The 25,679-nt window shown below is 47.1% G+C and carries 25 protein-coding genes and 1 riboswitch; of the genes, 11 read left to right on the top strand and 14 right to left on the bottom strand.

The features are described 5' to 3' along the window. Nucleotides 1–246: 246 nt before the first annotated feature. The 5 genes from argS to C161_RS00105 all read right to left on the bottom strand — a co-directional run bounded on the left by argS (nucleotide 247) and on the right by C161_RS00105 (nucleotide 5,772). On the bottom strand, nucleotides 247–1,926 hold the full coding sequence (gene argS / locus C161_RS00125) for an arginine--tRNA ligase (RefSeq protein WP_036667693.1): 1,680 nt from the start codon (nucleotides 1,924–1,926) through the stop codon (nucleotides 247–249). After that, nucleotides 1,923–2,348, bottom strand: a complete 426-nt coding sequence (locus tag C161_RS00120) for a DUF1934 domain-containing protein (RefSeq protein ID WP_017691299.1) — start codon at nucleotides 2,346–2,348, stop codon at nucleotides 1,923–1,925. Before C161_RS00120 ends, argS begins: the two co-directional genes overlap by 4 nt. 266 nt (nucleotides 2,349–2,614) lie before the next feature. Further along, the gene (locus C161_RS00115) at nucleotides 2,615–2,881 is read right to left on the bottom strand and encodes a DUF6171 family protein (protein ID WP_036667692.1); all 267 of its coding nucleotides are present in this window, start codon (nucleotides 2,879–2,881) and stop codon (nucleotides 2,615–2,617) included. 3 nt (nucleotides 2,882–2,884) lie between these two features. Further along, nucleotides 2,885–4,366, bottom strand: a complete 1,482-nt coding sequence (locus C161_RS00110; protein ID WP_036667691.1) for an alpha-N-arabinofuranosidase — start codon at nucleotides 4,364–4,366, stop codon at nucleotides 2,885–2,887. Between the two features lie 218 nt (nucleotides 4,367–4,584). Beyond that, nucleotides 4,585–5,772 carry a WD40/YVTN/BNR-like repeat-containing protein gene (locus tag C161_RS00105; RefSeq protein ID WP_036667690.1) on the bottom strand — a complete coding sequence of 396 codons (1,188 nt, stop codon included), beginning with the start codon at nucleotides 5,770–5,772 and terminating at the stop codon, nucleotides 4,585–4,587. A 628-nt stretch (nucleotides 5,773–6,400) separates the two neighbouring features. Between C161_RS00105 and C161_RS33280 the strand changes: the two genes are divergently transcribed. Then, nucleotides 6,401–6,532, top strand: a complete 132-nt coding sequence (locus C161_RS33280) for a hypothetical protein (protein ID WP_017691304.1) — start codon at nucleotides 6,401–6,403, stop codon at nucleotides 6,530–6,532. 308 nt (nucleotides 6,533–6,840) lie between these two features. On the opposite strand, the gene speB is transcribed toward C161_RS33280, so the two are convergent. Both speB and speE read right to left on the bottom strand, forming a co-directional pair. Beyond that, nucleotides 6,841–7,710 (bottom strand): agmatinase, encoded by an 870-nt coding sequence (gene speB, locus C161_RS00095; RefSeq protein ID WP_036607280.1) that lies wholly within the window; start codon nucleotides 7,708–7,710, stop codon nucleotides 6,841–6,843. Nucleotides 7,711–7,725: 15 nt separating this feature from the next. After that, entirely contained in the window at nucleotides 7,726–8,553 is an 828-nt protein-coding gene (speE, locus tag C161_RS00090) for a polyamine aminopropyltransferase (protein ID WP_036667687.1), read from the bottom strand. 412 nt (nucleotides 8,554–8,965) lie between these two features. On the opposite strand from speE, the gene C161_RS00085 reads away from it, so the two are divergent. Further along, complete coding sequence (locus tag C161_RS00085) at nucleotides 8,966–11,044, top strand: transglycosylase domain-containing protein (RefSeq protein WP_036667686.1); 2,079 nt, start codon at nucleotides 8,966–8,968, stop codon at nucleotides 11,042–11,044. Nucleotides 11,045–11,240: 196 nt separating this feature from the next. Here the strand turns inward: C161_RS00085 and C161_RS00080 are convergent, their stop codons facing one another. Continuing rightward, nucleotides 11,241–11,744, bottom strand: a complete 504-nt coding sequence (locus C161_RS00080) for a YwhD family protein (protein ID WP_017691308.1) — start codon at nucleotides 11,742–11,744, stop codon at nucleotides 11,241–11,243. Nucleotides 11,745–11,845: 101 nt separating this feature from the next. Here C161_RS00080 and C161_RS00075 point away from each other — a divergent pair, with 101 nt between their 5' ends. The 5 genes from C161_RS00075 (at nucleotide 11,846) to C161_RS00055 (ending at nucleotide 16,913) form a co-directional block, all read left to right on the top strand. Beyond that, nucleotides 11,846–13,837: a M1 family metallopeptidase gene (locus C161_RS00075; protein WP_036667685.1), complete on the top strand. Its 1,992-nt coding sequence runs from the start codon at nucleotides 11,846–11,848 to the stop codon at nucleotides 13,835–13,837. Nucleotides 13,838–13,847: 10 nt separating this feature from the next. After that, nucleotides 13,848–14,699 (top strand): hypothetical protein, encoded by an 852-nt coding sequence (locus C161_RS00070; RefSeq protein ID WP_036667698.1) that lies wholly within the window; start codon nucleotides 13,848–13,850, stop codon nucleotides 14,697–14,699. 245 nt (nucleotides 14,700–14,944) lie between these two features. Next, nucleotides 14,945–15,082, top strand: a riboswitch (cyclic di-AMP (ydaO/yuaA leader). Nucleotides 15,083–15,085: 3 nt separating this feature from the next. Further along, nucleotides 15,086–15,556 (top strand): C40 family peptidase, encoded by a 471-nt coding sequence (locus tag C161_RS00065; RefSeq protein ID WP_036607285.1) that lies wholly within the window; start codon nucleotides 15,086–15,088, stop codon nucleotides 15,554–15,556. A gap of 355 nt (nucleotides 15,557–15,911) precedes the next feature. Continuing rightward, on the top strand, nucleotides 15,912–16,406 hold the full coding sequence (locus C161_RS00060; RefSeq protein ID WP_036667684.1) for a GNAT family N-acetyltransferase: 495 nt from the start codon (nucleotides 15,912–15,914) through the stop codon (nucleotides 16,404–16,406). Nucleotides 16,407–16,556: 150 nt separating this feature from the next. Then, entirely contained in the window at nucleotides 16,557–16,913 is a 357-nt protein-coding gene (locus C161_RS00055) for a c-type cytochrome (RefSeq protein WP_036607288.1), read from the top strand. Nucleotides 16,914–16,987: 74 nt separating this feature from the next. On the opposite strand, the gene rbsK is transcribed toward C161_RS00055, so the two are convergent. The 4 genes from rbsK to C161_RS00035 form a co-directional block, all read right to left on the bottom strand. Then, nucleotides 16,988–17,971, bottom strand: a complete 984-nt coding sequence (gene rbsK / locus C161_RS00050; RefSeq protein ID WP_036667683.1) for a ribokinase — start codon at nucleotides 17,969–17,971, stop codon at nucleotides 16,988–16,990. Nucleotides 17,972–18,015: 44 nt separating this feature from the next. Next, a complete protein-coding gene (locus C161_RS00045) occupies nucleotides 18,016–18,312 on the bottom strand; it encodes a 4a-hydroxytetrahydrobiopterin dehydratase (RefSeq protein WP_017691315.1) in 297 nt (98 codons plus the stop codon). A gap of 30 nt (nucleotides 18,313–18,342) precedes the next feature. Next, nucleotides 18,343–18,498 (bottom strand): hypothetical protein, encoded by a 156-nt coding sequence (locus tag C161_RS32855; RefSeq protein ID WP_155985029.1) that lies wholly within the window; start codon nucleotides 18,496–18,498, stop codon nucleotides 18,343–18,345. 64 nt (nucleotides 18,499–18,562) lie between these two features. Beyond that, a complete protein-coding gene (locus C161_RS00035; RefSeq protein ID WP_036607290.1) occupies nucleotides 18,563–18,856 on the bottom strand; it encodes a hypothetical protein in 294 nt (97 codons plus the stop codon). Between the two features lie 233 nt (nucleotides 18,857–19,089). Between C161_RS00035 and motA the strand changes: the two genes are divergently transcribed. Together motA and motB are read left to right on the top strand one after the other, a co-directional pair. Then, the gene (gene motA / locus C161_RS00030) at nucleotides 19,090–19,890 is read left to right on the top strand and encodes a flagellar motor stator protein MotA (RefSeq protein ID WP_036607291.1); all 801 of its coding nucleotides are present in this window, start codon (nucleotides 19,090–19,092) and stop codon (nucleotides 19,888–19,890) included. Beyond that, nucleotides 19,877–20,695, top strand: a complete 819-nt coding sequence (gene motB, locus C161_RS00025; protein ID WP_036607292.1) for a flagellar motor protein MotB — start codon at nucleotides 19,877–19,879, stop codon at nucleotides 20,693–20,695. The genes motA and motB overlap by 14 nt, the downstream gene beginning before the upstream one ends. A gap of 211 nt (nucleotides 20,696–20,906) precedes the next feature. Here motB and rluF read toward each other — a convergent pair whose 3' ends face one another. Both rluF and C161_RS00015 read right to left on the bottom strand, forming a co-directional pair. After that, nucleotides 20,907–21,608: a 23S rRNA pseudouridine(2604) synthase RluF gene (gene rluF, locus C161_RS00020; RefSeq protein ID WP_036607293.1), complete on the bottom strand. Its 702-nt coding sequence runs from the start codon at nucleotides 21,606–21,608 to the stop codon at nucleotides 20,907–20,909. A gap of 18 nt (nucleotides 21,609–21,626) precedes the next feature. Then, complete coding sequence (locus C161_RS00015; protein ID WP_051449510.1) at nucleotides 21,627–23,966, bottom strand: ATP-binding protein; 2,340 nt, start codon at nucleotides 23,964–23,966, stop codon at nucleotides 21,627–21,629. Nucleotides 23,967–24,298: 332 nt separating this feature from the next. On the opposite strand from C161_RS00015, the gene tadA reads away from it, so the two are divergent. Continuing rightward, a complete protein-coding gene (gene tadA, locus C161_RS00010; RefSeq protein ID WP_051449508.1) occupies nucleotides 24,299–24,805 on the top strand; it encodes a tRNA adenosine(34) deaminase TadA in 507 nt (168 codons plus the stop codon). A gap of 43 nt (nucleotides 24,806–24,848) precedes the next feature. Then, nucleotides 24,849–25,418 (top strand): GNAT family N-acetyltransferase, encoded by a 570-nt coding sequence (locus C161_RS00005; protein WP_036667681.1) that lies wholly within the window; start codon nucleotides 24,849–24,851, stop codon nucleotides 25,416–25,418. Nucleotides 25,419–25,679: the final 261 nt, after the last annotated feature.

Raw genomic sequence — 25,679 nt, 5'->3', positions numbered from 1 at the left:
GGCGAAACGCAGTAGCCCGGCCCAGGCAGTACGCACGAGGGAGTATTACGTAGCGGCTGAAACTCTAGGTTACACCCACTGTGATGTCAGAGCAGGCTAGTGTGCCTTGGATGGGTCAGGCATTTCGTTTTCTTCAACTCCGGGTACACAATAAAAAAAGTCTCCATGTACCACGTTGAAGTTGCAACGTGGACTTGGAGACTTTTTTTGTTAGGCAGAGCGGCGGATGTGCCGCTAGCCTGGAACTTACATTTTGTCAGGAGCGGTTACGCCTACCAGACGAAGCGCTGTTGCGATAACGGTACGTACAGCACCGATCAGTGCCAGACGTGCTTGAGTTTGCTGCGTGTCTTCCGTAATGACACGTTCTGCACGGTAGTAGCTATGGAACAGGGATGCCAGCTCGTATACATAACGGATGATACGATGAGGCGCATATCCTGTTGCTGCTGCCGAGATTTCCTCAGGCAACTCTCCCATTTTGCGGAGAAGGTCATACTCGTGCTCTGTTGTCAGCTTGGACAGGTCAATCTGTGCCAGTGGCAACAGTTCAATACCTTGTTCTTCAGCCTGACGGTATACGCTACATACACGTGCATGCGCGTATTGTACGTAGAATACCGGATTCTCATTGGATGTCGAAATCGCAAGGTCCATGTCAAAGTCCAGATGGGAGTCCATGCTGCGCATTGTGAAGAAGTAACGGATGGCATCAATGCCGACTTCATCCATCAGATCTTCCATCGTTACAGCTTTACCTGTACGCTTGGACATCTTCACTTTTTCACCGTTCTGGAACAAGCTCACCATCTGTGCAATCAAGACCACCAGTTTCTCAGGGTCATTACCCAGTGCTTGCATCGCGGCTTTCATCCGTGGAATATATCCATGGTGATCGGCACCCCAGATGTTGATCATCGTATCGTATCCACGAGCATATTTGTCGCGGTGATAAGCAATATCTGGCGTCAGGTAAGTATACGTGCCATCGTTCTTGATCAATACACGTTCTTTGTCGTCACCGTACTGCATCGTTTTTAACCAAGTTGCTCCATCTTGCTCATAGATCTCATTGCGGTCACGCAATTCATCAAGCACTCGCAGCACTTCTCCGTTGTCGTACAGGGAAGTTTCGCTGAACCAGATGTCAAAGTTAACACGGAAGCGATTCAAGTCACGTTTGATCTTGTCCAGTTCCTTCTCCAGACCAAAGTCACGGAAATAAGCCGCACGGTCACCCGGATGCATGGACAGCAACTCGTCACCCTTTTCAGCAACAAGCTGCTTGGCGAATCCTTTAATATCTTCACCGTGATAACCGTCTTCAGGCATCTCAGCATCCTGACCCAGCTCTTGCAGATAACGAGCTTCAATGGAACGAGCCAGATTAAACACCTGATTACCTGCATCATTAATGTAGTATTCACGGGTTACATCATATCCTGCGTAGTCAAGGATGTTACATAGTGCATCACCTACAGCTGCTCCACGGGCATGACCCAGATGCAGGCTGCCTGTCGGGTTGGCACTGACAAACTCCATCTCGACTTTGCGTCCTTCTCCGATGTTAATTCTTCCGTAATCTTTACCCTGCTCCTGCACAAGCGCAAGTACTGGATAAAGGTAACTCTTGTCCAATTTGAAGTTAATGAATCCTGGGCCCGCAATCTCAGCCTTCTCGATTCCGGCTTCAGCCAGATTCAGATTGGCAATGATCTCTTCAGCAATCTGACGCGGATTGCGCTTGGCAATCTTGGTCAGCTGCATGGCAGCATTGGTCGCCAAGTCCCCGTGTGTCTTCTCACGTGGCACTTCCAATGTGATGGCTGGCAATTCGTCCTGCGTAACAATTCCGGCCGTCACAATGGCGTTGCCGATGGCCGTACTTACCCGTTCGTTAATCGTATCTAGTGGATTACGTGTCATGAAATTGGTTCCTCCTGTATATGCAAACTAATCGCGAAATGTCCAGATTCTTCATCAAAGCGGTAAAAGTCGTAGCTCCACGCTGCGCGTGCGCTCAATCCCTGAATGGAAAGTTCCAGCTTCTGTGTATGCGTGGACAGGGCAAACGACATGTATGGTGATCGGTAGAAACCAGGAAGCTTCCGATTCAACTCAAAAGTCTGCTCCGATTCCACCTCACCATGACGTATAATCTTGATGGATTGTCCGCCCAGCTTCAATGTTGTACGGGTTGTACCTCCCTCAGGTCCAACCTGCGGTTCTTCATAACGAACATAAAGAACAGACCCTTTTAACACGGCTTCACCCTGCATTTCCTGCAGCACATCTTCACCTTCATAACGGCTGTGCAGCCGGATGTGTACCGGTCGCATGTTCGACATGAATGTTAACCTCCATTATATTCGAGGCGACGCAAAATCAGGCACGGCTGGTGAGAACAGCCCTTCCCGTATTGTTGTGTCGCTATACGCGCTCATATTCCCGGATAGCTCGCTATCCTACACTCTACTGTATAACTATATCCAGTTCCCTCGCTCAATTCAAATCCAAATTCAGAGTTTTTTCCTCATCAAGCCAAAAAAAGAAGAGCCGCACCGGTAAAGTGCAACTCCCTTTTGCTTCATTATAATAAGATTCGTTCCTCCGATCAGGCCCATTGGGATTCATAAGGAAAAGGACATGTCGACTCACTCAGCTTCGCTCGCACCTGTACGAGACAACCACAATGCCGACAAGTTGTGCCATATTGCAATCCCGGACAAGCAGAGCAGATGGATAGCCGACGTTCATATTCCTCATCCTGTACCGTCGGACGCGAACGTGAGGCAATCTCCACAAGTCTGGCCATTTTGGCATCGCTAATCTTCACATCGTACTGATCATTACAGCCTTTGCAAGGTTCCTGCCTTTTCATGCATTAACCCTCGACAGCGAGCACCCCAACCGATGCTGGTGGAAGGACAAAACGCAGTGTGTTATTCTCCAGTGTGATTCCATCCCACGCCACAGGCTGAACATGATTCGGCTGTTCAAAGGTATTAAATGCACCAAAATCAGTATGGTGCAGAATCTGCCCGTTTACTTTAGCCGCTTGAGCTGCGTCCAGCTGACACACAACTTCCAACTCATCCGTGTGACTCAGATTACAAGCTGTCACATGAATGACCCCATCCTTGTTGCGGGAAGCTGATAAGCTGAGCTGCGGAATGGTCTCTTCTCCGAATGTGTATCCTGGGCTTTCATAATTCAAATCCAGTCGCTGTGCATCCATATGGACCTGATACATATCAAATACATGGTACGTAGGGGTCAGGAGCATTTTGTCCCCTTCCGTGAGCACAAGCGATTGAAGCACATTGACGATCTGCGCAAGATTTGCCATGTGTACCCGTTTGTTATGTTGGTTGAAAATATTCAGGTTAACACCTGCAAGCACAGCATCCCGCATCGTATTCTGTTGATACAGGAACCCTGGATTGGTTCCCTGCTCAACGTTATACCACGTGCCCCATTCATCCACAATAATGCCGACTCTGCCCTCTGGATCATATTTGTCCATAATCTCGGAGTGCTTCACCAGTAATTCATCCATATGGAGCGTCTTTTTCAAGGTAGTGAACCATTCAGCCTCACCAAATCCTGTAGCTGCGCCTTTATCATTCCACTCTCCTGTAGGGATAGTGTAATAATGAAGACTGATTCCATCCATAAAGCGAGCAGCCTCCCGCATCAGGACTTCCATCCATTCATAGTTGCCTTCGTTGGGCCCACAAGCGATTTTATAAATCTCGTTCCCGGAATAGTTACGTACATATGTAGCATACCGACGATATTCATCCGCATAATATTCAGGACGCATATTGCCGCCGCATCCCCAGTTCTCATTTCCCACGCCAAAATACTTCATTTTCCACGGTTCTTCCCTACCATTACTCTTACGCCAGTTCGCCATCGGGGATTCGCCGTCAAATGTGATGTACTCCACCCATTCCTGCATCTCCTGCACTGTACCGCTACCCAGATTGCCACTGATGTATGGCTCCGTGCCGAGCAACTCACATAATCTCAAGAATTCATGTGTACCAAAGTGATTGTTCTCTTCCACACCGCCCCAGTGTGTATTGATCATACGAGCACGCTCACTCTTCGGACCTACACCATCTTTCCAGTGATATTCATCGGCAAAACAACCGCCTGGCCAGCGAAGTACTGGAATATTAAGCTTCTGCAAGGCCGTCAATACATCATTTCGAATCCCATCCGTATTCGGAATAGGTGAATCTTCTCCTACCCACAGCCCCTCATAAATACAACGTCCCAAGTGTTCGGAAAAGTGACCATATATATTGCGATTTATTAATCCTTTATCAGAATCCGCCTTTAAAATAACATCAACCATGATTTCAACCTCCATATAATGTATTGTTATCGCTTACAATAACTCGTTTTAGAGTAGGTTTCAACCGTTTTTATTTCTACACAAACAAGCCTCTTCCTGTGTAATTGATTAGGAAGAGGCTTGTTTATTATAGAAATTCATACAGAGACTTACCAAATTGATTTTTATACATTTCTAATTTGGATTTGCCCGTTTATTATTTCAGAATAACAGGCTACTTAATCCTGCTCTGAAGGCAACAACATTTTTTGTGTCCACGTCGTTCCACCATCTATAGTCTGATAGATCGCAGGAGAGTTATCACTTGTGACTACGAGCCAACCCGTCTTGGCCGATGGGAACGAGATACGGGAACTGTATCCCGGATCTCTCAGGTCAATATTTTTCCACGTGGAACCTGTATCATAAGAACGTCCAATACCCACTTTGCCAGCTGCGGGTGAACCTGCAGACAGATACGCCGTCTGATTACCAATCAACGCCATGTTGCCGGGATGACCACCCGGGTTGGCTGGTCCGTTTCCTTTGCCCGTACTGTTTGTACCCGGTGCAGGACCTCCCCCTGCTGTGGATTGTGCAAATACTTGGGTCCAGTTCTTGCCTTGATTATCGCTCGCATAGAGGGAGTAAGATTGTTGGGACATGCCTGCATCACCATACAGAAGGGCCCATACTTGTTGGCCATGTGCATACAGATCCGCTCCGCTCCATGTGTCTGAGACAACTCGAAGAGAGGTTGTCCAGTTCTTGCCGCCATCACTCGTTTGCTTCAGATGATATCCCGATCCAGGTACAACCACGACGGCATACCCTTGTTTCTCTGTCGCAAAGGCAGCTGCACGCGTGTTGGCAGGTGTATTCAATTTACTCCAGGTTACCCCGCCATCCTTCGTCTGATATGCACCATTATAGGTGTAACCATAACCTACATCTTTATTGCGAAAATCAATTCGCTTGAATTGAATGCCCGGCGTATCGAGCCGCGTCCAGTGCGATCCCCCATCATGGGTACGGATCAGATAGGTTGCAGGTGAATCCTTCACTCGCGCCAGCGCATATCCGTTCACATTATTCGGAAAATCAAGCTGAGTGAATTGCCACTGCCCGGTATATATGGACTGCCACGTACATCCTGCATTCGAAGTACCGATCAGGAAGCCTTCACCCCCAGCTCGTCCAGTCGTATCATTAAGAAAATCAATGTCAGTAAATTGCAGGTGTTGCTCTTCCACACTGCTGCCCTTTTTTAATGTAGCAGATAGTCCATGATCTCCCTTTCCACATGCCTGTGAGGATGCAGCGTTAGCACCTGATAGCGTATGTACCGGACCCATCCCCCAAGCCAGCATTAACGATAATGCGAGTGCACCAATCCGTTTCCATGTCATTGTACTCTTGGTTGTCATCGTAACACCTCCTTCTATGGTTTTACCCAAATTTGATGGTTCTAACGTAACAATCTGATTAACCCTGATGACAATTTTGCAAGAAAAAAACCACCTTTACCCATGATTGGATCATGTAGGCAAGGGTGGTTCATCACCAAACATTGTGTACTCTAAGTTAAATGGGATACGTCACCACAGCAAGGATAACAAAACTGATACTTAATAAAAGGCATAAACTAAAATATATTTTGTTGTATTTATATTCCCGAATACTATATGCAGCAAAAAGCATAGCCAGATCAGCCACCATCAACGTAAAGTTGAGAAATATCGTCACTGCTAATACAAAATTGATGACAAACACTATAAAAACTGCAGTCAGCCACTTGGGATACATACTCAATTGAGTCCGAATCACACGCATTCACATCCACCTTTCCCTTCCTCTATTTCCATATTATACACATATATTAAGATAGAGTCATACCAAGGCACGATATCTGCGTAAGAGGAGAGTCCATACTAACACATGAAATAAATGGTAGAGGCAAGGGAACATACGTGCTATAATTAATGTTATGGACTTTTGAATATCGGTGGATGTTTTCCAGACCACGGCGCAGCTTCCCGAAAGGGGGTGACGTCGTTGGTCAAACTTGTGGCGTTACTTGATGTAATCCGATGGATTGCTGCGATCCTCAGTATTGTACTGAGTGGGCGAAAGCTTTACCGTTGGTTGCGCAAAAAGTTTCGTAGCAAGCGAAAACCCACCTCATAAGGTCGGAAGCCTGACGGTGGGTTTTGCTTGAATAGCATTATTTAGTTCATGCGCGCCGTGGCAATCCACAGCCTTTCGGGTCCTAAGAGTCTTTACCGTTGGCAGCGGTAAAGGCTCTTTTTAGTATATGACCGAACCCGATCACCATATACTTCACGAATGTAATATATCAATTAATATACTACTGAATACTTATGTAGTCAGTATAGCACAGCTCTGTACAAAAGTTAACAATACAAAACGCCCTCCCCTGCGCAAAGTTGAACCCGCGCAGACAGAGAGCGTTATACTTATCGATTATTCAGTAATTATTTCACAAATCCAAGCAGCATTTCACGAATCAGCTTCGCAGCTACAATCTGTGTCTGTTGTGTTGGATCATAGATTGGTGCAACTTCAACCAAGTCACAACCAACTACATTTACATCAGATCCTGCGATCATATGAATGGCTTCCAGCAGTTCCTTGGACGTAATGCCGCCCGCTTCTGCTGTACCTGTTCCTGGTGCTGCTGACGGATCAAGTACATCGATGTCGATGGTCACATACACCGGACGGTTGCCCATCTTCGGAAGAGCTTCCTTCATCGGAGCTGCCACTTCAAATGGATAGAAGTTGATGTTCTCGCGACCATACTGGAACTCCTCACGGGAACCGGAACGGATACCGAACTGATAGATGTTTTTGCCACCCATCAACTCAGCTGCTTTACGCACTGGTGTGGAGTGGGACAATGGCTCGCCTTCATAGTTTTCACGAAGGTCTGCGTGTGCATCAATATGAATCAGAATAAGATCCGGGTATTTCTTGTACATCTGTTGGATGACTGGCCAAGTAACCAGATGCTCGCCACCGAGACCAACTGGGAATTTGTCGTCAGCGAGCAGACTGCCGATGTATTCATGAATTACTTCAAGGCTGCGTCCCGCGTTACCGAAAGGCAAGAGCAGGTCTCCAGCGTCAAAGTATGTCATGTCTACAATGCTTTTGTCGAGATATGGGCTGTACTCTTCAAGTCCAACCGATGCTTGACGGATATGAGATGGGCCGAAACGGGAACCCGGACGGAAGCTGACGGTGTAATCCATCGGCATACCATAGATAACCGCTTTGGAGTTCTCATAATCCTCAGAGCTGCAAATAAATACGTTTCCTGAATAAGCTTGATCCAGTTTCATTAATGATTTCCCCTTTTATTTCGTTAAATCTTCCACGAATTTAGGAAGTACAAATGCTGCTTTGTGCAGACGCGGAGAGTAATACTTGGTATCCATCTCCGGGATTTGAGTCTCATCCACTTCGAGCGGGTCATGTTTCTTGCTACCCATAGTGAATGTCCACAAACCACTTGGATAGGTTGGAATATTACAGCCGTACACATGTACGATCGGGAAGATTTCTTTGACGTCTTTGTTCACCTTCTGGATCAGATCCGCCTTGAACCAAGGATTGTCCGTTTGGGCAACGAAGATTCCGTCTTCTTTCAATGCTTCGTAGATGCCTTGGTAGAACCCACGCTCAAACAATGGCGCAGCCGGCCCTACAGGCTCCGTGGAGTCTACGATGATCACATCGTATTCATTTTTATGTTCAATAATATGCATGTAGCCGTCGTTCACGAGCACTTCAACATTAGGCTCGTCCAACTTGCCGGCGATTTCAGGCAAATATTTTTTAGAGTATTCAATAACCTTACCGTCGATTTCGACGAGAACTGCTTTTTCTACAGCATCATGTTTAACGACTTCACGAATGACTCCGCCATCGCCGCCACCGACAACCAGAACTTTTTTCGGATTCGGGTGAGTGTTCAGCGCAGGGTGTGCCGCCATTTCGTGATATACGAATTCGTCTTTTACAGTCGTCATCACCATGCCATCAAGAAGCAACATGTTACCGAATTCTTCGGTCTCTACCATGGCCAAATCTTGAAAATCCGTTTTCTCTGTAACATAGGTCTGCTTAATCTTCGCGGTGATCCCGAATACCGGGGTCTGTTTCTCCGTAAACCACAATTCCATAATCTCTACCTTCTTTCCGTAAAGTTAATGATCAGCCATACCCGACCAAGTGCTGTGCACTATAATCGGTTCGCCCAAGCACGTCCAGCGTTCGGCGCCATATCGCGTTATCATTGCTGGCCTGCGGGAAAGGTCCGCGGTTCACTTCATTATATAGATTAAATTGACCAGAGCGTGCAGAGCGTCTGACTAATCAATGAATCAATGACCATTCGTCTGTTCGTCCTTACGCGCTTTAGTATCTTGTGCCGAATCTTACCTTTTCATTACCCTTTTGCATTATACGCGATTGACGTTTATACTGCAAAACGGTTTTTAAGGTGAAAATGCTACATTTTGTTTGCTTATGCACCCGATTGAATATCCCTGCCAATCAAGTCCCATACTGGAAGAAAAGGGAGGAGCCCGTTCCATGACCAAGCCAAATCAAAAGACCCGCAAACGCGGGTTCCCTGTACGAAAATTCATTAAAAACCTGTCTCTGCTCGCTGTGCTCGCCATACTTGCTACCGCTGCAGGATTGGTCTATCTATACGCAACCAGCCTGCCCCTAGCAGACTCTGACCGGAATTCCAGATTACTGGACAGTCAGGGTGAAGTCATCGCTACCTTCTCCGCAGGTGGCAAAGACTCTGTACCCGTTCAACTGGAGGATATCGCTCCAGATCTGGTCAATGCCACTCTGGCTGTAGAGGACCGCAAATTCTATAATCACTACGGGTTCGACGTGCAAGGGATGGGACGGGCTGTGCTCGTTAACCTCGAACATATGCAGATGTCGCAAGGTGCAAGTACATTGACTCAACAGCTGGCGCGTAACCTGTATCTATCTCATGAGAAAACATGGACTCGCAAAGCCAAGGAAGCCATGTACACGGCGCAATTGGAGATGAAATACAGCAAGGATGAAATTTTGCAGATGTATCTGAACGAAATCTATTATGGGCATGGTGCGTACGGAATTGAAGCGGCTTCACGAATGTATTTTGGCAAATCAGCCAAACAGCTGGATCTCGCAGAGAGTGCCATGCTGGCAGGAATCCCGAAAGGACCTACCTACTATTCACCCTATAACCATATGAAGAATGCCAAAGACCGACAGAAGATTGTGCTGAATGCCATGGCTGATATCGGCAAGATCACCCAGGCCGAAGCGGATAAGGCCTATGAGAAAATGCTTTCGTTCAAACCGGAAAGTGAGCGTAAAACGGTGGAAAGCGCCCCGTATTTCCGTGACTATATCCGGAATCTGGCCATCAAAGAGTTGGGAATCAGTGAAGCGATGCTGGACCATGGGGGATTGAACATCTACACCACCCTGGATCTGCGTGTACAAAAAGCAGCGGAAGACGCCATAGCGAAGGGTATGGATGCCAAAAGTGAGCTGGAGACGGCCCTTGTGTCCATCGACCCTCGTACGGGTTACATCAAAGCCATGGTAGGCGGCAAGAATTACCGCACCAATCAGATTAACCATGTACTGGCGACAACGCGCCAGCCAGGTTCGGCGTTTAAACCGATTATGTATCTGGCAGCCCTAGAGTCCAAGCAGCTTACCAGTGCATCCATATTTAACAGTGAACCTACCCTGTTTCACTATGACAATGACCGCAAAACCTATAAACCCGGCAACTTTGGAGACAAGTATCTGGGTGAGATTGATCTAAGACAGGCGATCGCCGCTTCAGACAATATCTATGCGGTGAACACCATTATGCAGATCGGTCCTGAGCAGGTTGTGAGTATGGCAAAAAACCTCGGCATTACAAGCAACCTGAGCGCCGTACCTTCTCTTGCACTGGGAACGTCACCTGTCAGCCCGTTGGAGATGGCGTCCGCCTTTTCCGTCATTGCTGCTGGTGGACAACGGACGCCACCTGTCGCCATTCTGCAAGTAACAGATGCCGCAGGACGTGTGCTCTATGAATCGCCTCAGACGAAGGCTGAGACCGTTGTGGAACCTGCGGCAGCTTATGTACTGACTCGTTTAATGGAAAGTGTCTTCGAAAATGGAGGAACGGGTAACCGCGTGTCTAAGGCGATCAAACGTCCGGTAGCGGGAAAAACAGGAACAACCAACACGGATGCCTGGCTCGTTGGATTCACACCGGAGCTTTCCACCGCTGTATGGGTTGGTTACGATCAAGGCAAATCCATCTCGACTTCGGATGGCCGCCGGGCAGCGCCGATCTTTGCCCAGTTCACAGAGCAGGCCCTTGCGAGCGTACCACCCAAAATCTTCACCGTGCCTGATCATGTCGTAAGTGTATATATTGATCCGGAATCCGGCAAGCTGGCAGGCAACGGTTGTGAAGAGAAACGATTGGAAGTTTTTATTGATGGTACTGAACCGACAGAGGTATGCCATGGCACAACGGATGATTCGGATTCTGGAGAAGATGAGAAGACCCGTCAGGTACAGAATCAACAAGGCATACAGGAAGAGAAACATTCTTGGTGGGGAGATTTCAAACGTTGGTGGGTAGAATGACGTAAATGCGCAATGACTTAGTTACGTCACCTATAACCCCTGGTTATATTGAACAATTGGTAATTCACTTCGGATGAAAACTCATAATTATTCAGATCGATGAATACGATTAAGGCACAAGCAAAAGACCCCCAACCTAACTTTCCGGTCAAGGGGCCTTTTGCTTTTTTTTTTAGACTGTGTTGAAAGATCTGCCTTAGGCGAGTGCTTCCTTCAATACATCTGGAGAAGCATTCCACCAGTCTTCGTTGTGTGAGATCAGCAGTGTCTTAAGTGCAGCTCGAGCTTCAGGTCCAAGCTCATCCAACATGAAGCGACGCTTCAAGGCATAATCCATGCGATTCACATGTTCCGCCAGCAGTTTCCATCCACGTCTTGCTTCCGTATCAATCCACATCTCACATGCCGTTGCTCCACCATACAGTTGGCCTTCCTCCGTGCGATCGACAGCTACCCATACCAGCCATACCTGGCGTCCGTTGGGCACATCCTCACGATTGGTAGAGAACTTGATATTGCGTTCCACTTTGCTCTTCGCATGCATCGCACCAATATCGATTTTGGCTTCGCCATTATCAATAATGACCGGGGAAAGGTTATTCAGCTCAATGGAGCCTGCACCGAAGCCTTTATGCTTGCTTTTTGCACTAACGATATTCAAGGCAATCTGTTTTTTGCCGTTTTGCTCGTTTTGGTCCATGTTTATAACCTCCAAGGGTTGATACAAATATTTTAACTAATAATTGTCCCATTGCAAACATATACATGCTGTAGATGCTTGTCAACGGGAGGTATTTAACGATGATTCCACGACGCGCCAAGAGCTGGCTCACTGCATCCCTGGCCCTGTGTGTACTTGCCGGAGGGATATGGATCACTCTGGGTTATAATCGCTCAACTCATTCCGAATTGCCAGTACTCGCCCCCGAATCGGGCAAGCCTAAGGCAATAGCCCCAACGCCAGCACCTCCAGAAAGTGTACAGACCCCTACTGCCGAAGTGTACAGCAACCGTGTTGTGGAATATCACATGGATGTAAAACTGGTCGAAGGGAATGTACTGGAAGGGACTCAGACGATTACCTGGACACATCCAGGTAAAAAAACCGTCAGCGAGCTTTACTTTCATATGTATCCCAACGCCTTCTCTTCTGCTGACACCACCTTTATGAAGGAATCCGGTGGAAAGCTTCGGGGTGATGTCATGCCTACCAATGGTTATGGCTCCATGAACATTACCGAAATGAAAACGGAGGACGGGCTCTCTCTGCTGCATCGGATGCAGTATGTGCAACCAGATGACGGAAATATCAAGGACACCACCCTCATTAAAGTACGCTTGCCCAAACCCGTCAAAGGCGGGGAAAGCATCACGCTCCACACCCGATTTGAAGTGAATCTGCCGAAGATTTTTGCCCGGATGGGAACTGCTGATCATTTTGTCATGGCAGGTCAATGGTTTCCAAAATTAAGTGCCTATGAACCTGTGGGCAGACGTGGACGAACAACGGAAGGCTGGAATCTGCACCAGTACCATGGCAATTCAGAGTTTTACGCTGACTTCGGTATATATAGTGTGCGTATTCGGGTGCCTGAAACATACAAAGTAGCTGCTACCGGATTTCCGACACAGCAAGCCGTGGTGAAGAATGGAGAAAAGGTCTATCAATTTTACGCCGATGATGTGCATGACTTCGCATGGGCAGCTTCACCGGATTTTGTCTACGCCGAGGAACCCTTCTCTGCACCCAATGTGCCTGGTGTACGAATCAAGTTATATCTGGACCCTGCTCATCAGGATCTGAAAGAACGTTACTTCTACGCCGCGAAGGCCGCACTAGCCAATTATAGCAAATGGTTTGGCCCATATCCTTACGCAACCTTATCCATCGTTGTTCCACCCAAAACGGGGAACGGTGCCGGAGGCATGGAATATCCTACGCTAGTTACAGCCTTTGGAGCCGATGATACTACGCCAGGTTATGACCTGGAACGTACCGTAGTCCACGAGATCGGACACCAGTACTTCTACGGCATGGTTGCCAGCAACGAATTCGAGGAAGCCTGGCTGGATGAGGGGTTCACCTCTTATGCAGAAGACAAATTGATGGAGCAGGAATACGGATTGATTCCGAATCTGCCGGTACAATCGGGACTGATTACTTCTCCGTCATCCTTAACACAAGAATCCTGGAAGTTCGATTCACAGAATGAGTATGCAGCCAATGTCTATACACGTGGCAAACTTGTATTGCTTGGTATCGAACATCAAGTCGGTGCCAAAAAGATGGAACGTATTCTCTCTACCTATGTGAAGAAGTACCGTTTCAAACATCCCACTTCATCTGATTTTCAAAACGTTGTGGAACAAGTGACCCGCACTTCCTGGTCTGATTATTTTGATCAATACGTCTATAGTAACGGAATGGCTGACTTTGCTGTAGAGAAGATTCGTGTTACGCCCGTACAGAAAGACGGTCAAACATTGTACGAGTCATCCGTGACGATAGCAAAAAAAGGGAGTGATTACAACGCCGTTCCTATTCGCATTGCTTTTGAAGACGGGCATATCCTCACCAAGCAATGGAATGGCAAAGAAGATCGCATCACGTATAAATTAACTCACACATCCCCCGTATCCTGGGCCATGACCGATCCCCTGTACTCGATCGTGCTGGAGAACCGCCATATGAACAATTTCCTGAAATCCGGACTGGATGAGCAGACGAAGTCCCGCTGGAGCATGAGTGTAACCAAACTAATAGAAGCCATATTCGGAGGTCTGTCATGGTGAGGTGGAAACGGTGAAAGCGAAAATACGTGAAGGCTGGTTTCTCGTCCGTCAGCATATGTTCATTGCCGCACTCTTATTTCTTTATCAACTCATGTGGGGATATTTCTTCTATCGAATGGTACAATCGGCGGTCATCCCACTACTCCTGCGCTATCCAGATGCTGATGCCGGGGAGCTGAGTACACTTTTGTTCAAAATGGAAAGTCAACTTAACCTATCTACCCATCCGGAGGTTCATCGTTATCTATGGATTCTCGGGGGCATGCTGCTGGTTCGCATGTTGATCAGCCCCCTCATTCAGGCAGGACTGCTCTACTCACTTCAGCACTTTAATTCTACAGAAGAGCGCATTCCGTTTGTCCGCGGAATCAAAAATCTGTGGAAACCGATGCTGCTGCTCCACACTATACGTACATTATTGATACTTCTGCCCGCCTACTGGCTCATACCGAGGCTCTACTCGATTCTCATGGACGGATTTCATTCCCTTCAATTACTTTTGCCTGGCATACCTTATGTTGCTGCCTGGATTGTATATGGTTGGATCATCCACCATGTCATACTCTATATGCAGTTCGGTGTTTCGGCACCAGAAGGAGAAGGCGGTGCTCACGGTACCCTCAAAGCACTCTGGATTGCACTGCGTCATCTCATCGCCGTAATCGGCATTGCACTCCTGCTGGGCGGAGTACACCTGCTCGTCTTTGGGGCATTCACTACAGCCTCATGGTTATTAACGGGACTTACCGGACTTATACTACAACAGACGTATCCACTTGCCAGATGTCTATTGAGTCTGTGGAAAATATGCAGCCATTTCCGATTATGGCAGTCCAAAATATCCAAAGGTGAGAGCAGATAGTTTAAAAATTGTTACCATCACATGTTAAACTCATGGCCTAATATGTACTTATAAATAGGCAAACCTCAACCTTTCCCCGTCAAAGGTCGAGGGTTTTTTTGCTAAATTTGTTGCTAAACGTTGCCAAAGCCGTACTCCTCTGTTACAATAATCGCAGTGAGTTTTTAGTAACAACTTTGTAATCTTTACATTCATATTTGTAACTACTTAAAATTAAATCGTCATTTCTTGATTTCGCAGGTGCATAACTAGCATAGCCAAATTCCTGGCACCTGGGAAGCGGGGGAACCAGTTATGGGTGAATTGATCTTGCTACAGAGGGATCATAGGGGACCTTCAACCGAATCCTTAAGCTAACCTCGCAGGCATTGGAAGGGGAATATCTCTTGTTCAAGAAGAAATTAACCGCAGCTGTACTTAGCATCACATTCGCTTTATCGCTTGGTGCAGGTAGCGCATTCGCAGATTCAAAGATGGACACAGTAATTGATTCAGCAATGGGAACTACATACAAAAGTGGGGGAACAACGCTTAACGGCTTTGACTGCTCCGGATTTACCCGGTATGTATTCGACAAGTTGGGTATTGATTTGGCACGCCAATCCAGTTCCCAATTCGACATGGGCGATTCCGTATCCCGCATGGAGATGAGAGCTGGCGATCTGGTGTTCTTTAATACAACAGGTAAAGGCGTATCCCATGTAGGAATCTTTGTAGGGGATGGAAAGTTCGCACACTCCTCTTCTTCCAAAGGCGTTACGATCAGTGCATTGAGTGAAAACTATTGGGCCAATCGTTATGTTGGCGCGAAACGGATTATGAGCACGGACGCATATGAATCACTGGCCCTTGACTAGGGACAAGCTGAGCAACATGATGCTGTAACCATTAACCATACTGGAACGAAGCAAGAAGCATAACAGAACCGCCCGGTACATTCTCCGCAGGAATGTATCCGGCGGTTTTTTTGTGCTTCAATCCTTATTCATGTTGCAAGTTATACTCGGGGCATATCCTGCGACATCAACAGGTTCATTTTGCGTTCGTTCGTCCGTGCCCTTATGATGTTTTTACCCATCCCGTTATAATATAAACGAAATTACCGGAACTTTTGTTTCATTTTTTTTCTTGGGAAGGAAGACTTGCTAAATGAACATCTCTTTTGTAGAGTGGACAAAGAGTTCTGTTTCAAGGAAAGGAGCATGCAGGTGTATGAAGGAAACCCCTGTGACGTTTCACGTTGTACCCATGCGAGAAGAACATGCGGAGCTTATCTGCAGTTGGCAGTATGATCCGCCTTACAATATCTACAGCTGGCTCCCCTGGGAGCAGATGAAAGCTCTGGAAGTGGAATTCGGAGATGCACAGCTGCGGCAGGAGCAATATGCAATCGTCCTGGATCAGAACGATCGTATATGTGGGTTTGCTCAATACTTCCCACTTCAAGGGGTAACCCGGATTGGCCTTGGCATGCATCCAGAGCTGTGTGGTCAGGGTCAAGGGACAGCTTTTGTCACTGCCATTGTACAGGAAGCTATTCGCCGAAATCCCACGAATGAGATTGATCTGGAAGTACTCACTTGGAATGCTCGTGCCATTCAAGTCTATCTGAAGAGTGGATTTGTCACCCAGGATACATACGAACGACAGACCCCAAGCGGCTTGAAGCCCTTTCACTGTATGGTTTATGAAGGGCCTCGCGCTTAGAATCCATTGCAAAACAACTAAATTTGCCCCTTGTTATGTGATTAGTTCAAAAAATTCCCACAAAATGCTATGATGTCAGTACAGGTTCCGTTATAATGATATGGATAGTTTCAGGTTAGATGATCTTTCATTCTGGAGGGGACATAAGGGATGCACAAATGGATCATGAGCGGAGTATTTTTTGCAGCATGCGCTTTAGCTATTGTTTTAATGTTTACGCTTCCAGGGAAAGAAGAAGTGGCTGAAGAAGCCAAACCAACCATGCCGGAAGTAACATTGGATGCCGGACAGGCTGAAGCACTGGTCAAAGCCAATTGTATCTCCTGTCACGGGGATCAGCTTCAGGGTGGCGTAGGACCTGCTCTGGCTAACATCGGCAGCCAGGATGATCTGGAGAAGATCTATTCTACGATTGTCAAAGGTAAAGGTGGCATGCCTTCCTTCAAGGGAAAACTGCAGGACGAAGAGATTGCAAATATCGCCATGTGGCTGTCAGAGAAGAAATAATCTCTGCACACGCATAACAAAGAGGCGCTTAATCCCCTTTTCGGAGAATAAGAGCCTCTTTGTTATATCAATTATTAAGCCTCTGCGGCATGCTCAGCCAAAAAGGCCTCAACTTTACGTGCGGACGGCATCCCGGACTGGGCGCCGAGCTTTGTCACGGATAACGCGGCCGCACCCATGGCAAAGCCTACGGCCGCGTCCAAAGTCTCACCGCGCGCGAGAGCTACTGCCAGCGCGCCGTTGAAGCAATCGCCAGCGCCGGTCGTATCCACGGCGCTTACGGCGTAGCCGGGCGCACGGCACGCGCCGGCACGCCCTGCTTGTACGCGGCCACCAGGCGCCGCCGCGTAGACAGCCCCCTCGGGGCCGAGCGTCGTGACGACAGCGGCCCCGAGGGATGCGGCGAGCTCTGCGACCGCCGCATCCAGGTCTTCCGGCCGGAGATGATCCCGGCCGGTAAGCACGGCAAGCTCACTGCGGTTTGGCGTGACAACGTCGACGCACCGCAGGAGCTCCTGGGGCAGACCCGGCACCGCAGGAGCCGGGTTGAGCACCACCAGTGCGCTGCCTTCAGCCGCCAGTTGGGCGGCGCGGGTAACCGCTGGCAGCGGGATCTCCAGCTGTAGCAGCACCGCTGCGGCTGCAGTCAGGCTTTTTACCGTATCCGCCTCTTCCAGCATCTCAGGCACCACTTGCCCATTCGCACCAGGAATAACGATAATCCGGTTGTCTCCCCGAGAGAGCCAAATGGAAGCCGTCCCTGTAACCGTGTCTTCCAATATGCGAACCCGCGAGGCATCTGCACCACTTTCCGTCAGACTGTGCAGCAGACGTTCGCCAAAACCGTCCGATCCCACCGCACCAATCATCGTAGTCTGTCCACCCAGACGCGCAGCAGCAACAGCCTGGTTCGCCCCTTTGCCACCAGCGAGATAATGCAGCTCCTCACCGCTCACCGTCTCTCCCTCTTCCGGAATCGTGTCTGTCTTCACTACAAGATCCATATTGAGACTGCCTACGACAGCAATAAGAGGTTGTTTCTGATTATAGTCTGACATGTATGGTTCACTCACTTCTGGCCGCGTGATAATAACCAACCTCGTTATTGCGACCTCATTTTGTCATAAGCTTCGTTATATTGCCCTGCTTCCTTGATATCTACAGATGTAATACCACCCGCATCCCATGATGTGAGACGCAGCGTAACCGTTGTATAATCAATCGTAATAAAAGGATGATGATTGAATGCTTCCGAGATCGCAGCGACCTCATCCACAAATGCAATCCCTTTCATGTAGTTGGAGAACACGAATTTACGTACAATCCACCGTCCCTCTTCCAGTTCCCAGCCTTCCAGCCTTCCCAGATGAGCTTCGACTTCCTCTTGCGAAAAAACCATGCGTTATCTTCCTCCCCATAGGGTGGTACATTACAGACATGCGTCCGTATAACCACCGACACCTTCGGCGCTATCAACAGCAACCTCAAAGGCCAGGCTCACCGCCATGCGGTTGGCCCATTTCACGACTAACATCTTACCACGGACAAGCTTCAAAATCCAATCAACTACATGGCATAGAACCAATAACCATAAGGCTTTGAGGGAAATTCCAATTCCATTTACACCCCTGAAAATGCATGTAAACACACTAAATTAAAGGTACAAATGTCAACTCTTCTTCCCCGATCAAAATATGAATGCGGTGCTGTTCCTTATCATGGATGACCACGCCACTTCCAACCGGAATAACGGACTCCTCGCCCAGCGCATAGAACAAATCCTCCGCCAATGCCTCATCCACTTCAAGTTGGTCAGATGCAGCCAGTCTCCCCCACTCTTCCGCGTCCATTTCAAAGAAAACATACCGATCCGGTATGCGTCCGATTGCCGTTGTCAGATCTGTCAAAATTCCTTCATAATCCCGTCCATGCTTTACGCCCATTGGCTTTTCACTCCTATTCGGCCCCTAAGGAGCGGATTTGATCTTATTATACCTGAAAATAGCCCTTAAAAAAAAAGGCCTTCTGGTCGATAAATACATATATGACCGTTTTAACTGTTTTAGCAACCGTAAGGAATGCCTAACATTGAACGGATTGCGGCCAAAAATTCGTCCGGAAGCCCGAACACAGCCGCTTGAAAGGATTCAATTTTATCTCATGGATGAGGTGTATGATGAACATTTCAACGATTATTGGACTAATTTTGGGGCTGGTCTCCCTTGTATTTGGTATGTTCTTGAAGGGTGCGCCCTTAATCAACCTGGTTAACAATCCCGCAGCCTACATTATTATCTTTGTTGGTACGGCAGGAACCATCTTTATCGCATTTCCGATGTCTGAAGTTAAGAAAATCCCTAAGCTTTTCGGGATTGTTTTCAAAAATCAAGTACTTATTGATCGCGTATCCCTGATCGGCACATTTATGGATTGGGCTTCCACTACCCGTCGTGAAGGTTTGCTTGCACTGGAATCAAAAGTAGAAGAGATTGACGATCAGTTCCTTCGTGGCGGTATGCGTATGATTATAGACGGCAACGATCAGGAATTTGTAAGTGATGTGCTCATGGAAGATATTCATGCTACAGAGGAGCGCCACCGTGGCAGTGCCTTGATCTTCGCTCAGGCGGGGATGTACGCACCAACGCTCGGGGTTCTCGGGGCCGTTGTAGGTCTCATCGCAGCACTTGCCGATCTCAGTGACATGGAGAAACTCTCCCATGCGATTGCGGCAGCATTTATCGCAACACTCCTTGGTATATTTAGTGGTTACGTGTTATGGCACCCGATGTCTAACAAGCTGAAACGGATGTCCAAGCAAGAAATGGAGATCAAGCTGATGATGGTTGAAGGACTGTTATCCATACAATCCGGTGTCTCCACCATCGCCATCAACCAAAAGTTATCCGTATTCCTGACACCTTCCGAACGTAAACAACTGGAAGAGAAGGAGGGATCACCAGGTGAAAAAGGCTAAGAAGCACGAACCACATGAAGAGCATATAGACGAGAGCTGGTTGCTTCCCTATTCCGACTTGATGACCTTGTTGCTCGCTCTGTTTATTGTATTGTTCGGTATGAGTTCAATCGATGCAGCTAAGTTCGAGCAGATGGCTTCCGCACTAAACAGTGCATTAAATGGAGGTTCCGGAATTCTGGACCATTCGTCCATGAATCCGGATACGCCAGGTGCTGATTTGGGTAAGAACAAACAGGAACCTACAGAAATCACCAAGAAAACACCAGCTCAGATTACAGATGCACAGATGGCTAAGAAAGAACAAGAAGACCTGGAGAAACTCAAAGAGCGACTCGACAAATATATCTCGAAGAACGGACTTTCAGACCAGCTGAACACCAAGCTGAATCAGTCTGAATTGAAGATCACCATCAGTGATAACGCCCTGTTCTCCTCAGGCCGAGCAGATGTGAAGCCTGAATCACGATCCCTGGCCAAAGCAATCTCAAGCATGCTGCAGGAGTTCCCTGAATATGAAGTGGTTGTATCCGGTCATACCGATAATATTCCCATTTCGAACAACCAATATAAGGATAACTGGGATCTAAGCGCAGATCGTGCGCTCAACTTCCTGAAAATCCTGTTGCTGAACTCGCAATTGGACCCTTCCAAATTCACACCAAGTGGTTATGGAGAGTATCACCCAATTGCCAGCAATGACACCAATACGGGACGGGCACAGAATCGCCGTGTAGAGGTATCTATCATTCGGAAGTATCAAAGTAACAATACAAATGTAAAAGCCGTTGGCGGAGGAAACTAGAGGCCTGCAGCGATTCATTAACCAAAGACCGTTCTCCAGGTACAAGGAGAACGGTCTTTTTGATTTATATAAGGCTTATGCCTGGTTCATCTACATATTTCCGTACTATTCGGTATTATTGACTAGTCTTCATTAAATCTGCACCAAAAAGCCCTGCGCTCCTTTTCGGAAAGCAGGGCTTCAATCAGTTAATTAGTGGAACTCGAATCAACTATTCCAGTGAATAGTCTAACAGACCGCCCAGCTCCGCTTTTTCAGCAGGGGTAAGCTCTCTCCATGAACCTGTCGCCATTTCTCCAAGATGGATGTTCATGATCCGAATACGCTTTAACTTACGAACCTCGTAACCAAAGGCACTACACATCCGCCGAATCTGACGGTTCTTTCCTTCAGTCAGGATGATACGGAATACTCGATCCGTCATCCGGGTCACTGTACAAGGCAGGGTCATTTCACCCAGGATCTTCACCCCAGTGCTCATACCTCTAAGGAAACTCGGGGTTACAGATCGATCAACAGTAACGATATACTCTTTCTCATGGCGCCCTTCTGATCTAAGAATCCGGTTAACGATATCACCATCATTGGTCATCAGGATCAAACCTTCCGAGTCCTTATCCAGACGTCCAATAGGAAAGATACGTTCATCGTGCCCGACAAAATCAACGATATTGCCCTGAATATGCTGCTCGGTTGTACTTGTGATCCCGATCGGTTTATTCAGCGCGATATATACGTGTTTTCTCTTTTCCTTGATTGGCTTGCCATTGATTCGTACATCGTCGCCTTCTTCTGCCTGACTGCCCAGTTCAGCCTTAACTCCATTAATGGTTACCTGACCACTATCCACCAACTTGTCGGCTTCACGCCGGGAGCAATAACCTGTTTCACTAATAAATTTATTAATACGCAAAAGGTAATCTCACCTCATCTATTTCTCTTCATCTGTAAGCGTGTCATCTGTTACCTGATCTACCTCAATAACTTCCAGTTGTTGCTCGGATGCAGGCAGTTCAATAATAACCGTTGTTCCCTTGTTCATGACGCTTTTAATATCCATCATGCCCTTATGTGATTGAATAATGCGCTGACTGACCATCAGGCCAAGCCCTGTTCCAGACTCTTTATTCGTAAAGAAAGGCTCCCCAAGCTTGGGCATCATCTCTTCCGGGATACCAATGCCTTCATCCCTGATCTCAATTCTGACGCGTTTCGACTGCTCGTCATGCTTGAGCTTGATATGGATGTTTCCTCCATTTGGCATGGCCTCCATACCATTTTTCAGCAAATTGATGAATACCTGCTTCAATTGGTTCTCTTCACAGTGTACCATAGCCGAATCGGATGAGGCACGCAGTACAAATTCTACACCATGCAGATGCGCCTGACTATCCAATAACGAGATGACATCGCCAAGAATAAAACGAATGTCCCGATTCTGAAAATGAACCGCCTGTGGTTTCGCAAGAATCAGAAATTCACCAACAATAAGGTTGATTCGATCCAGCTCCGATAACATCAGATCCAGATGACGATGATTCAGCTTGTTGCTCTCTTGCTGTAACTGCAGGAATCCGCGCAGCGTGGTCAGTGGATTACGAATCTCATGTGCCACACCTGCTGCAAGCTGGCCCACGGTTGTTAGCTTCTCAGAACGTCTCAGCAGCTCTTCCATCCGATTACGGCTTGTAATGTCCCTGGAGACACTAATGAGCGCGGTAATCTCTCCAGCCTCGTCTCGTACCGGAGCCGTACTGACACTGACCTCTACTCGGGTCCCGTCTTTCTTCATCCAGGTGGTTTCGTTGGACGTAATGGACATCCCCTCAACGAGTTGGGCATGCTGACGTTTCATTTCTTCTTCTGCCTCTGGCGGGATGATCTTCAGATTACGACCTTCCACCTCACGACTTCGAAAGCCATATAATTGTTCAAATGCGCGGTTAACCCGAAGCACTTTTCCTTCAAGATCCGTAATGTGAATGGCATCCGCTGTCTGATTGATAATGGACTCCAGATGTTCTTTCACTGCCCGATTCTCTTCATACATCTGTTTCAGACGGCTCGTATAATGGCCCAGATTACGAATCATGGCATTAATACGATTGGCCAGTTGGCCAAGTTCATCCTTCCTCCGTACTTTCAGACGGAAATCAAAGTGCCCATCCGCTACATCATTCACTTTGCCCAGTATGGATTGGATCGGACGTGTAATATACCCTGCGAGCAAATAGCTGCCAAAAATCACAATCTCCAGCAAAACCAACGATATGGAGGCATGGCTCACCAACTGCTCAGATACCATGGAGGATATTTGCTTATAGTCCATGACAATACTGATCACATAGGAAGACTGATTGGGTGTGAAAATGGGAATAAAACTCTTCAGTACCTTCTGTTCGTGCGTTTCACTGACAAAAGATACATTTTGCCCTGTTCGAATGGCGCGCACCACAGCACGATGATCCTCATCCGTAGAACCATACTGGTATGTACCAAAACGAATCGGTCTGTTATTCAACTTGCTAAAGTTCGAATCTCTTCCGTCATCACCCATGTTCGGGCTGCCAAAAGTCAACGGATTGATGCCTGTAATCTCCAGAATGGAGGGATTGACCTCACGAATTTTATTTAAAATCTCATCCGGACTAGAGATTTTCACATAGTCATCAACTTCCGTATTATTATAGAAGGGATTGATTATGTAGTTTCTCTTTCCATCATGGTAGTAACCCCAGATATCAATATCCGAAGGACTGGATGTCGAGTATTCGAATCCATCTGACCAGAAATGCTCCAACTTCTGCCCTTGGGGAATCGTCACCTGTTGTTTTTCAAACAATTGCTTAAAGGCCTGATACCAATATGTCATGGATTTGGTGGACAGCCCGATTTCTCTCGGATCTGAGGAGCGGCTAACAACGATGTCATCATCCGTCTGCTCCATTAACGAAATATGTGAGACGCCGACCTTTTGGCTCAAGCGTACAAGTTCTTCATTTGTGATATTATTAATATTCGGGTCCAATTCTTCCGCTGCCATGACAGCAGCAAGCCACAGATTGTTTCCAATCTGCCGTTTTACATAATCCGAACTGTATTGATTCTGTTCGACAGCAATTGCAATCTGCTTTGCAGTGAGCACCATCTTGGTTTCACTGTCCTGCCTCAGATTCTCTTCTGTAGTATAATAACTCAGTGCGATATTCAACACTAAAATAACGAGCACTGAGCACGACATAATCATGGATAATTTCGTTTTAATAGACAAGTTTTTTTGTTCACCTCTCGGCTTGTACCCTCTGGCGATATATGGCAAAACCTATCTCCATCATAACGCTTGTATGTCTTTTTGAAAAGGATAATTGACCCGTGTCCAAAAGTTACCGAATGACTGAAAAGCTCGAAATTCGTTGTTTTTTGCATTTTCGAACTCTACAATGAAATTAATCACTATATTTATCCACATACCCACAGGCTTGTGGATAGTTTGTTTATAACTATGTGAGCAACTACACGGTTATCCACAATTCTATACACAACATGTTAACAACCCGAATATTTGTTCGCTGAATAAACGATTTTGGAAGGAGTTATATAGTAATGACTGACCATTTTCTTCAGACCGATCTCGCGCATTTATCTGAGGAAGCTCAGCATGAGCACTGGATGCGAGAGGCCATTGCCGAGGCCTACAAAGCTGAGGCTCTTGGGGAAGTGCCGATTGGAGCTGTAATCGTACAAAATAACCAAATTGTTGGTCGGGGATACAATCTACGTGAAACTACACTGGATTCCACCGCCCATGCAGAGATGGTGGCTATTCGTCAGGCCAGCGAGACCATCGGAGCTTGGCGTTTGTTGGATTGTTCTCTGTACGTCACATTGGAACCTTGTCCAATGTGTGCAGGTGCAATTGTACAATCCAGAGTTCCACGAGTTATCTATGGTACGGCTGATCCCAAGGCTGGCTGTGCAGGTACACTGATGAACCTGCTACAGGAGCCTCGTTTTAACCATCGTACGGAGGTGATTCCGGATATCCTTCAGCCTGAATGCTCCACGATGCTAACTCAATTTTTCAGAAGTCTGCGCCAAAAGTTAAAGTAGTCACCGACTACGAACATCCCAATTAGAAAGGAAGTGTGCTGTAATGGCACTAACACTCTATGATACAGCCAATGGCATAAGCCTTCGGTTGCTTACACCCCAGGATACACAGTCCTATCTGGACCTGATTCAGATCACACGCGTCCCTTACCAGTCTGTAGAACCCGTGCGAGACGATGAATTCTATACACTGGATGCTCAGACTCGGCGGATTGAGGATCGGGTCAAGGCAGCAGAAGATGGTACAGGATATCAATTTGGAATCTATACCATTAAAGACAGCCTGCTAATTGGACAAGTAAGTATCAACAATGTCGTATTGGGCGTTGCCAATTATGCGGATATGGGTTACTTTATCCATCCAGATTATCAGGGTGGCGGACGAATGACAGCAGCGGTTAAACTGGCCGTAGCTTATGGCTTCCGTGCGCTGAAGTTAAATCGGATTCAGGCTGCAGTATTGCCCTCCAACAAAGGTTCACAGCGCGTTCTGGAGAAGAACGGATTCCAGTTTGAAGGTACTGCTCGCAAATACCTCAAGATCAACGGCAAATATCAGGATCATCAGATCTATGCTGTACTTGCTGAAGACTTGGACGAACTTACGAATTAATTGATTTAAAAGCTTCCCAATAAAGCTGTCTGTATTCCCAATTCAACAATATACAAGTTTAATGTACAAAACCGCACTACCCTAGTTATGTAGGAGAGAGTGCGGTTTTATTTGTATATATCACCAGCCACGATTCAACTTCAAAGATCAATTATTTTACGGATATCCCCTCTTACGCTGTCTAACAAAAACCAGCTAATGTTTGTCAAGCATTTCTGGTTGGATGAGTTCTCTTTTCGTGGTATACTTTTTCCGACCAAC

Source organism: Paenibacillus sp. FSL R5-192 (assembly GCF_000517845.1).
Lineage (GTDB): Bacteria > Bacillota > Bacilli > Paenibacillales > Paenibacillaceae > Paenibacillus > Paenibacillus amylolyticus.
The sequence above is the reverse complement of the archived record's forward strand: the minus strand, read 5'-3'. Positions and strand labels throughout refer to the sequence as shown.

Excerpts from the sequence above, each read along its gene's own strand:
- C161_RS00110 (WP_036667691.1), bottom strand. The coding sequence starts at position 4,366 with ATGGTTGATGTTATTTTAAAGGCGGATTCTGATAAAGGATTAATAAAT.
- C161_RS00115 (WP_036667692.1), bottom strand. The coding sequence starts at position 2,881 with ATGAAAAGGCAGGAACCTTGCAAAGGCTGTAATGATCAGTACGATGTG.
- C161_RS00055 (WP_036607288.1), top strand. The coding sequence starts at position 16,557 with ATGCACAAATGGATCATGAGCGGAGTATTTTTTGCAGCATGCGCTTTA.
- C161_RS00075 (WP_036667685.1), top strand. The coding sequence starts at position 11,846 with ATGATTCCACGACGCGCCAAGAGCTGGCTCACTGCATCCCTGGCCCTG.
- C161_RS00060 (WP_036667684.1), top strand. The coding sequence starts at position 15,912 with ATGAAGGAAACCCCTGTGACGTTTCACGTTGTACCCATGCGAGAAGAA.
- motA (WP_036607291.1), top strand. The coding sequence starts at position 19,090 with ATGAACATTTCAACGATTATTGGACTAATTTTGGGGCTGGTCTCCCTT.
- speE (WP_036667687.1), bottom strand. The coding sequence starts at position 8,553 with ATGGAATTGTGGTTTACGGAGAAACAGACCCCGGTATTCGGGATCACC.
- rbsK (WP_036667683.1), bottom strand. The coding sequence starts at position 17,971 with ATGTCAGACTATAATCAGAAACAACCTCTTATTGCTGTCGTAGGCAGT.
- C161_RS00045 (WP_017691315.1), bottom strand. The coding sequence starts at position 18,312 with ATGGTTTTTTCGCAAGAGGAAGTCGAAGCTCATCTGGGAAGGCTGGAA.
- C161_RS00105 (WP_036667690.1), bottom strand. The coding sequence starts at position 5,772 with ATGACAACCAAGAGTACAATGACATGGAAACGGATTGGTGCACTCGCA.
- C161_RS00120 (WP_017691299.1), bottom strand. The coding sequence starts at position 2,348 with ATGTCGAACATGCGACCGGTACACATCCGGCTGCACAGCCGTTATGAA.
- C161_RS00080 (WP_017691308.1), bottom strand. The coding sequence starts at position 11,744 with ATGGACCAAAACGAGCAAAACGGCAAAAAACAGATTGCCTTGAATATC.
- tadA (WP_051449508.1), top strand. The coding sequence starts at position 24,299 with ATGACTGACCATTTTCTTCAGACCGATCTCGCGCATTTATCTGAGGAA.
- speB (WP_036607280.1), bottom strand. The coding sequence starts at position 7,710 with ATGAAACTGGATCAAGCTTATTCAGGAAACGTATTTATTTGCAGCTCT.
- argS (WP_036667693.1), bottom strand. The coding sequence starts at position 1,926 with ATGACACGTAATCCACTAGATACGATTAACGAACGGGTAAGTACGGCC.
- C161_RS00085 (WP_036667686.1), top strand. The coding sequence starts at position 8,966 with ATGACCAAGCCAAATCAAAAGACCCGCAAACGCGGGTTCCCTGTACGA.
- C161_RS00035 (WP_036607290.1), bottom strand. The coding sequence starts at position 18,856 with ATGGGCGTAAAGCATGGACGGGATTATGAAGGAATTTTGACAGATCTG.
- C161_RS00005 (WP_036667681.1), top strand. The coding sequence starts at position 24,849 with ATGGCACTAACACTCTATGATACAGCCAATGGCATAAGCCTTCGGTTG.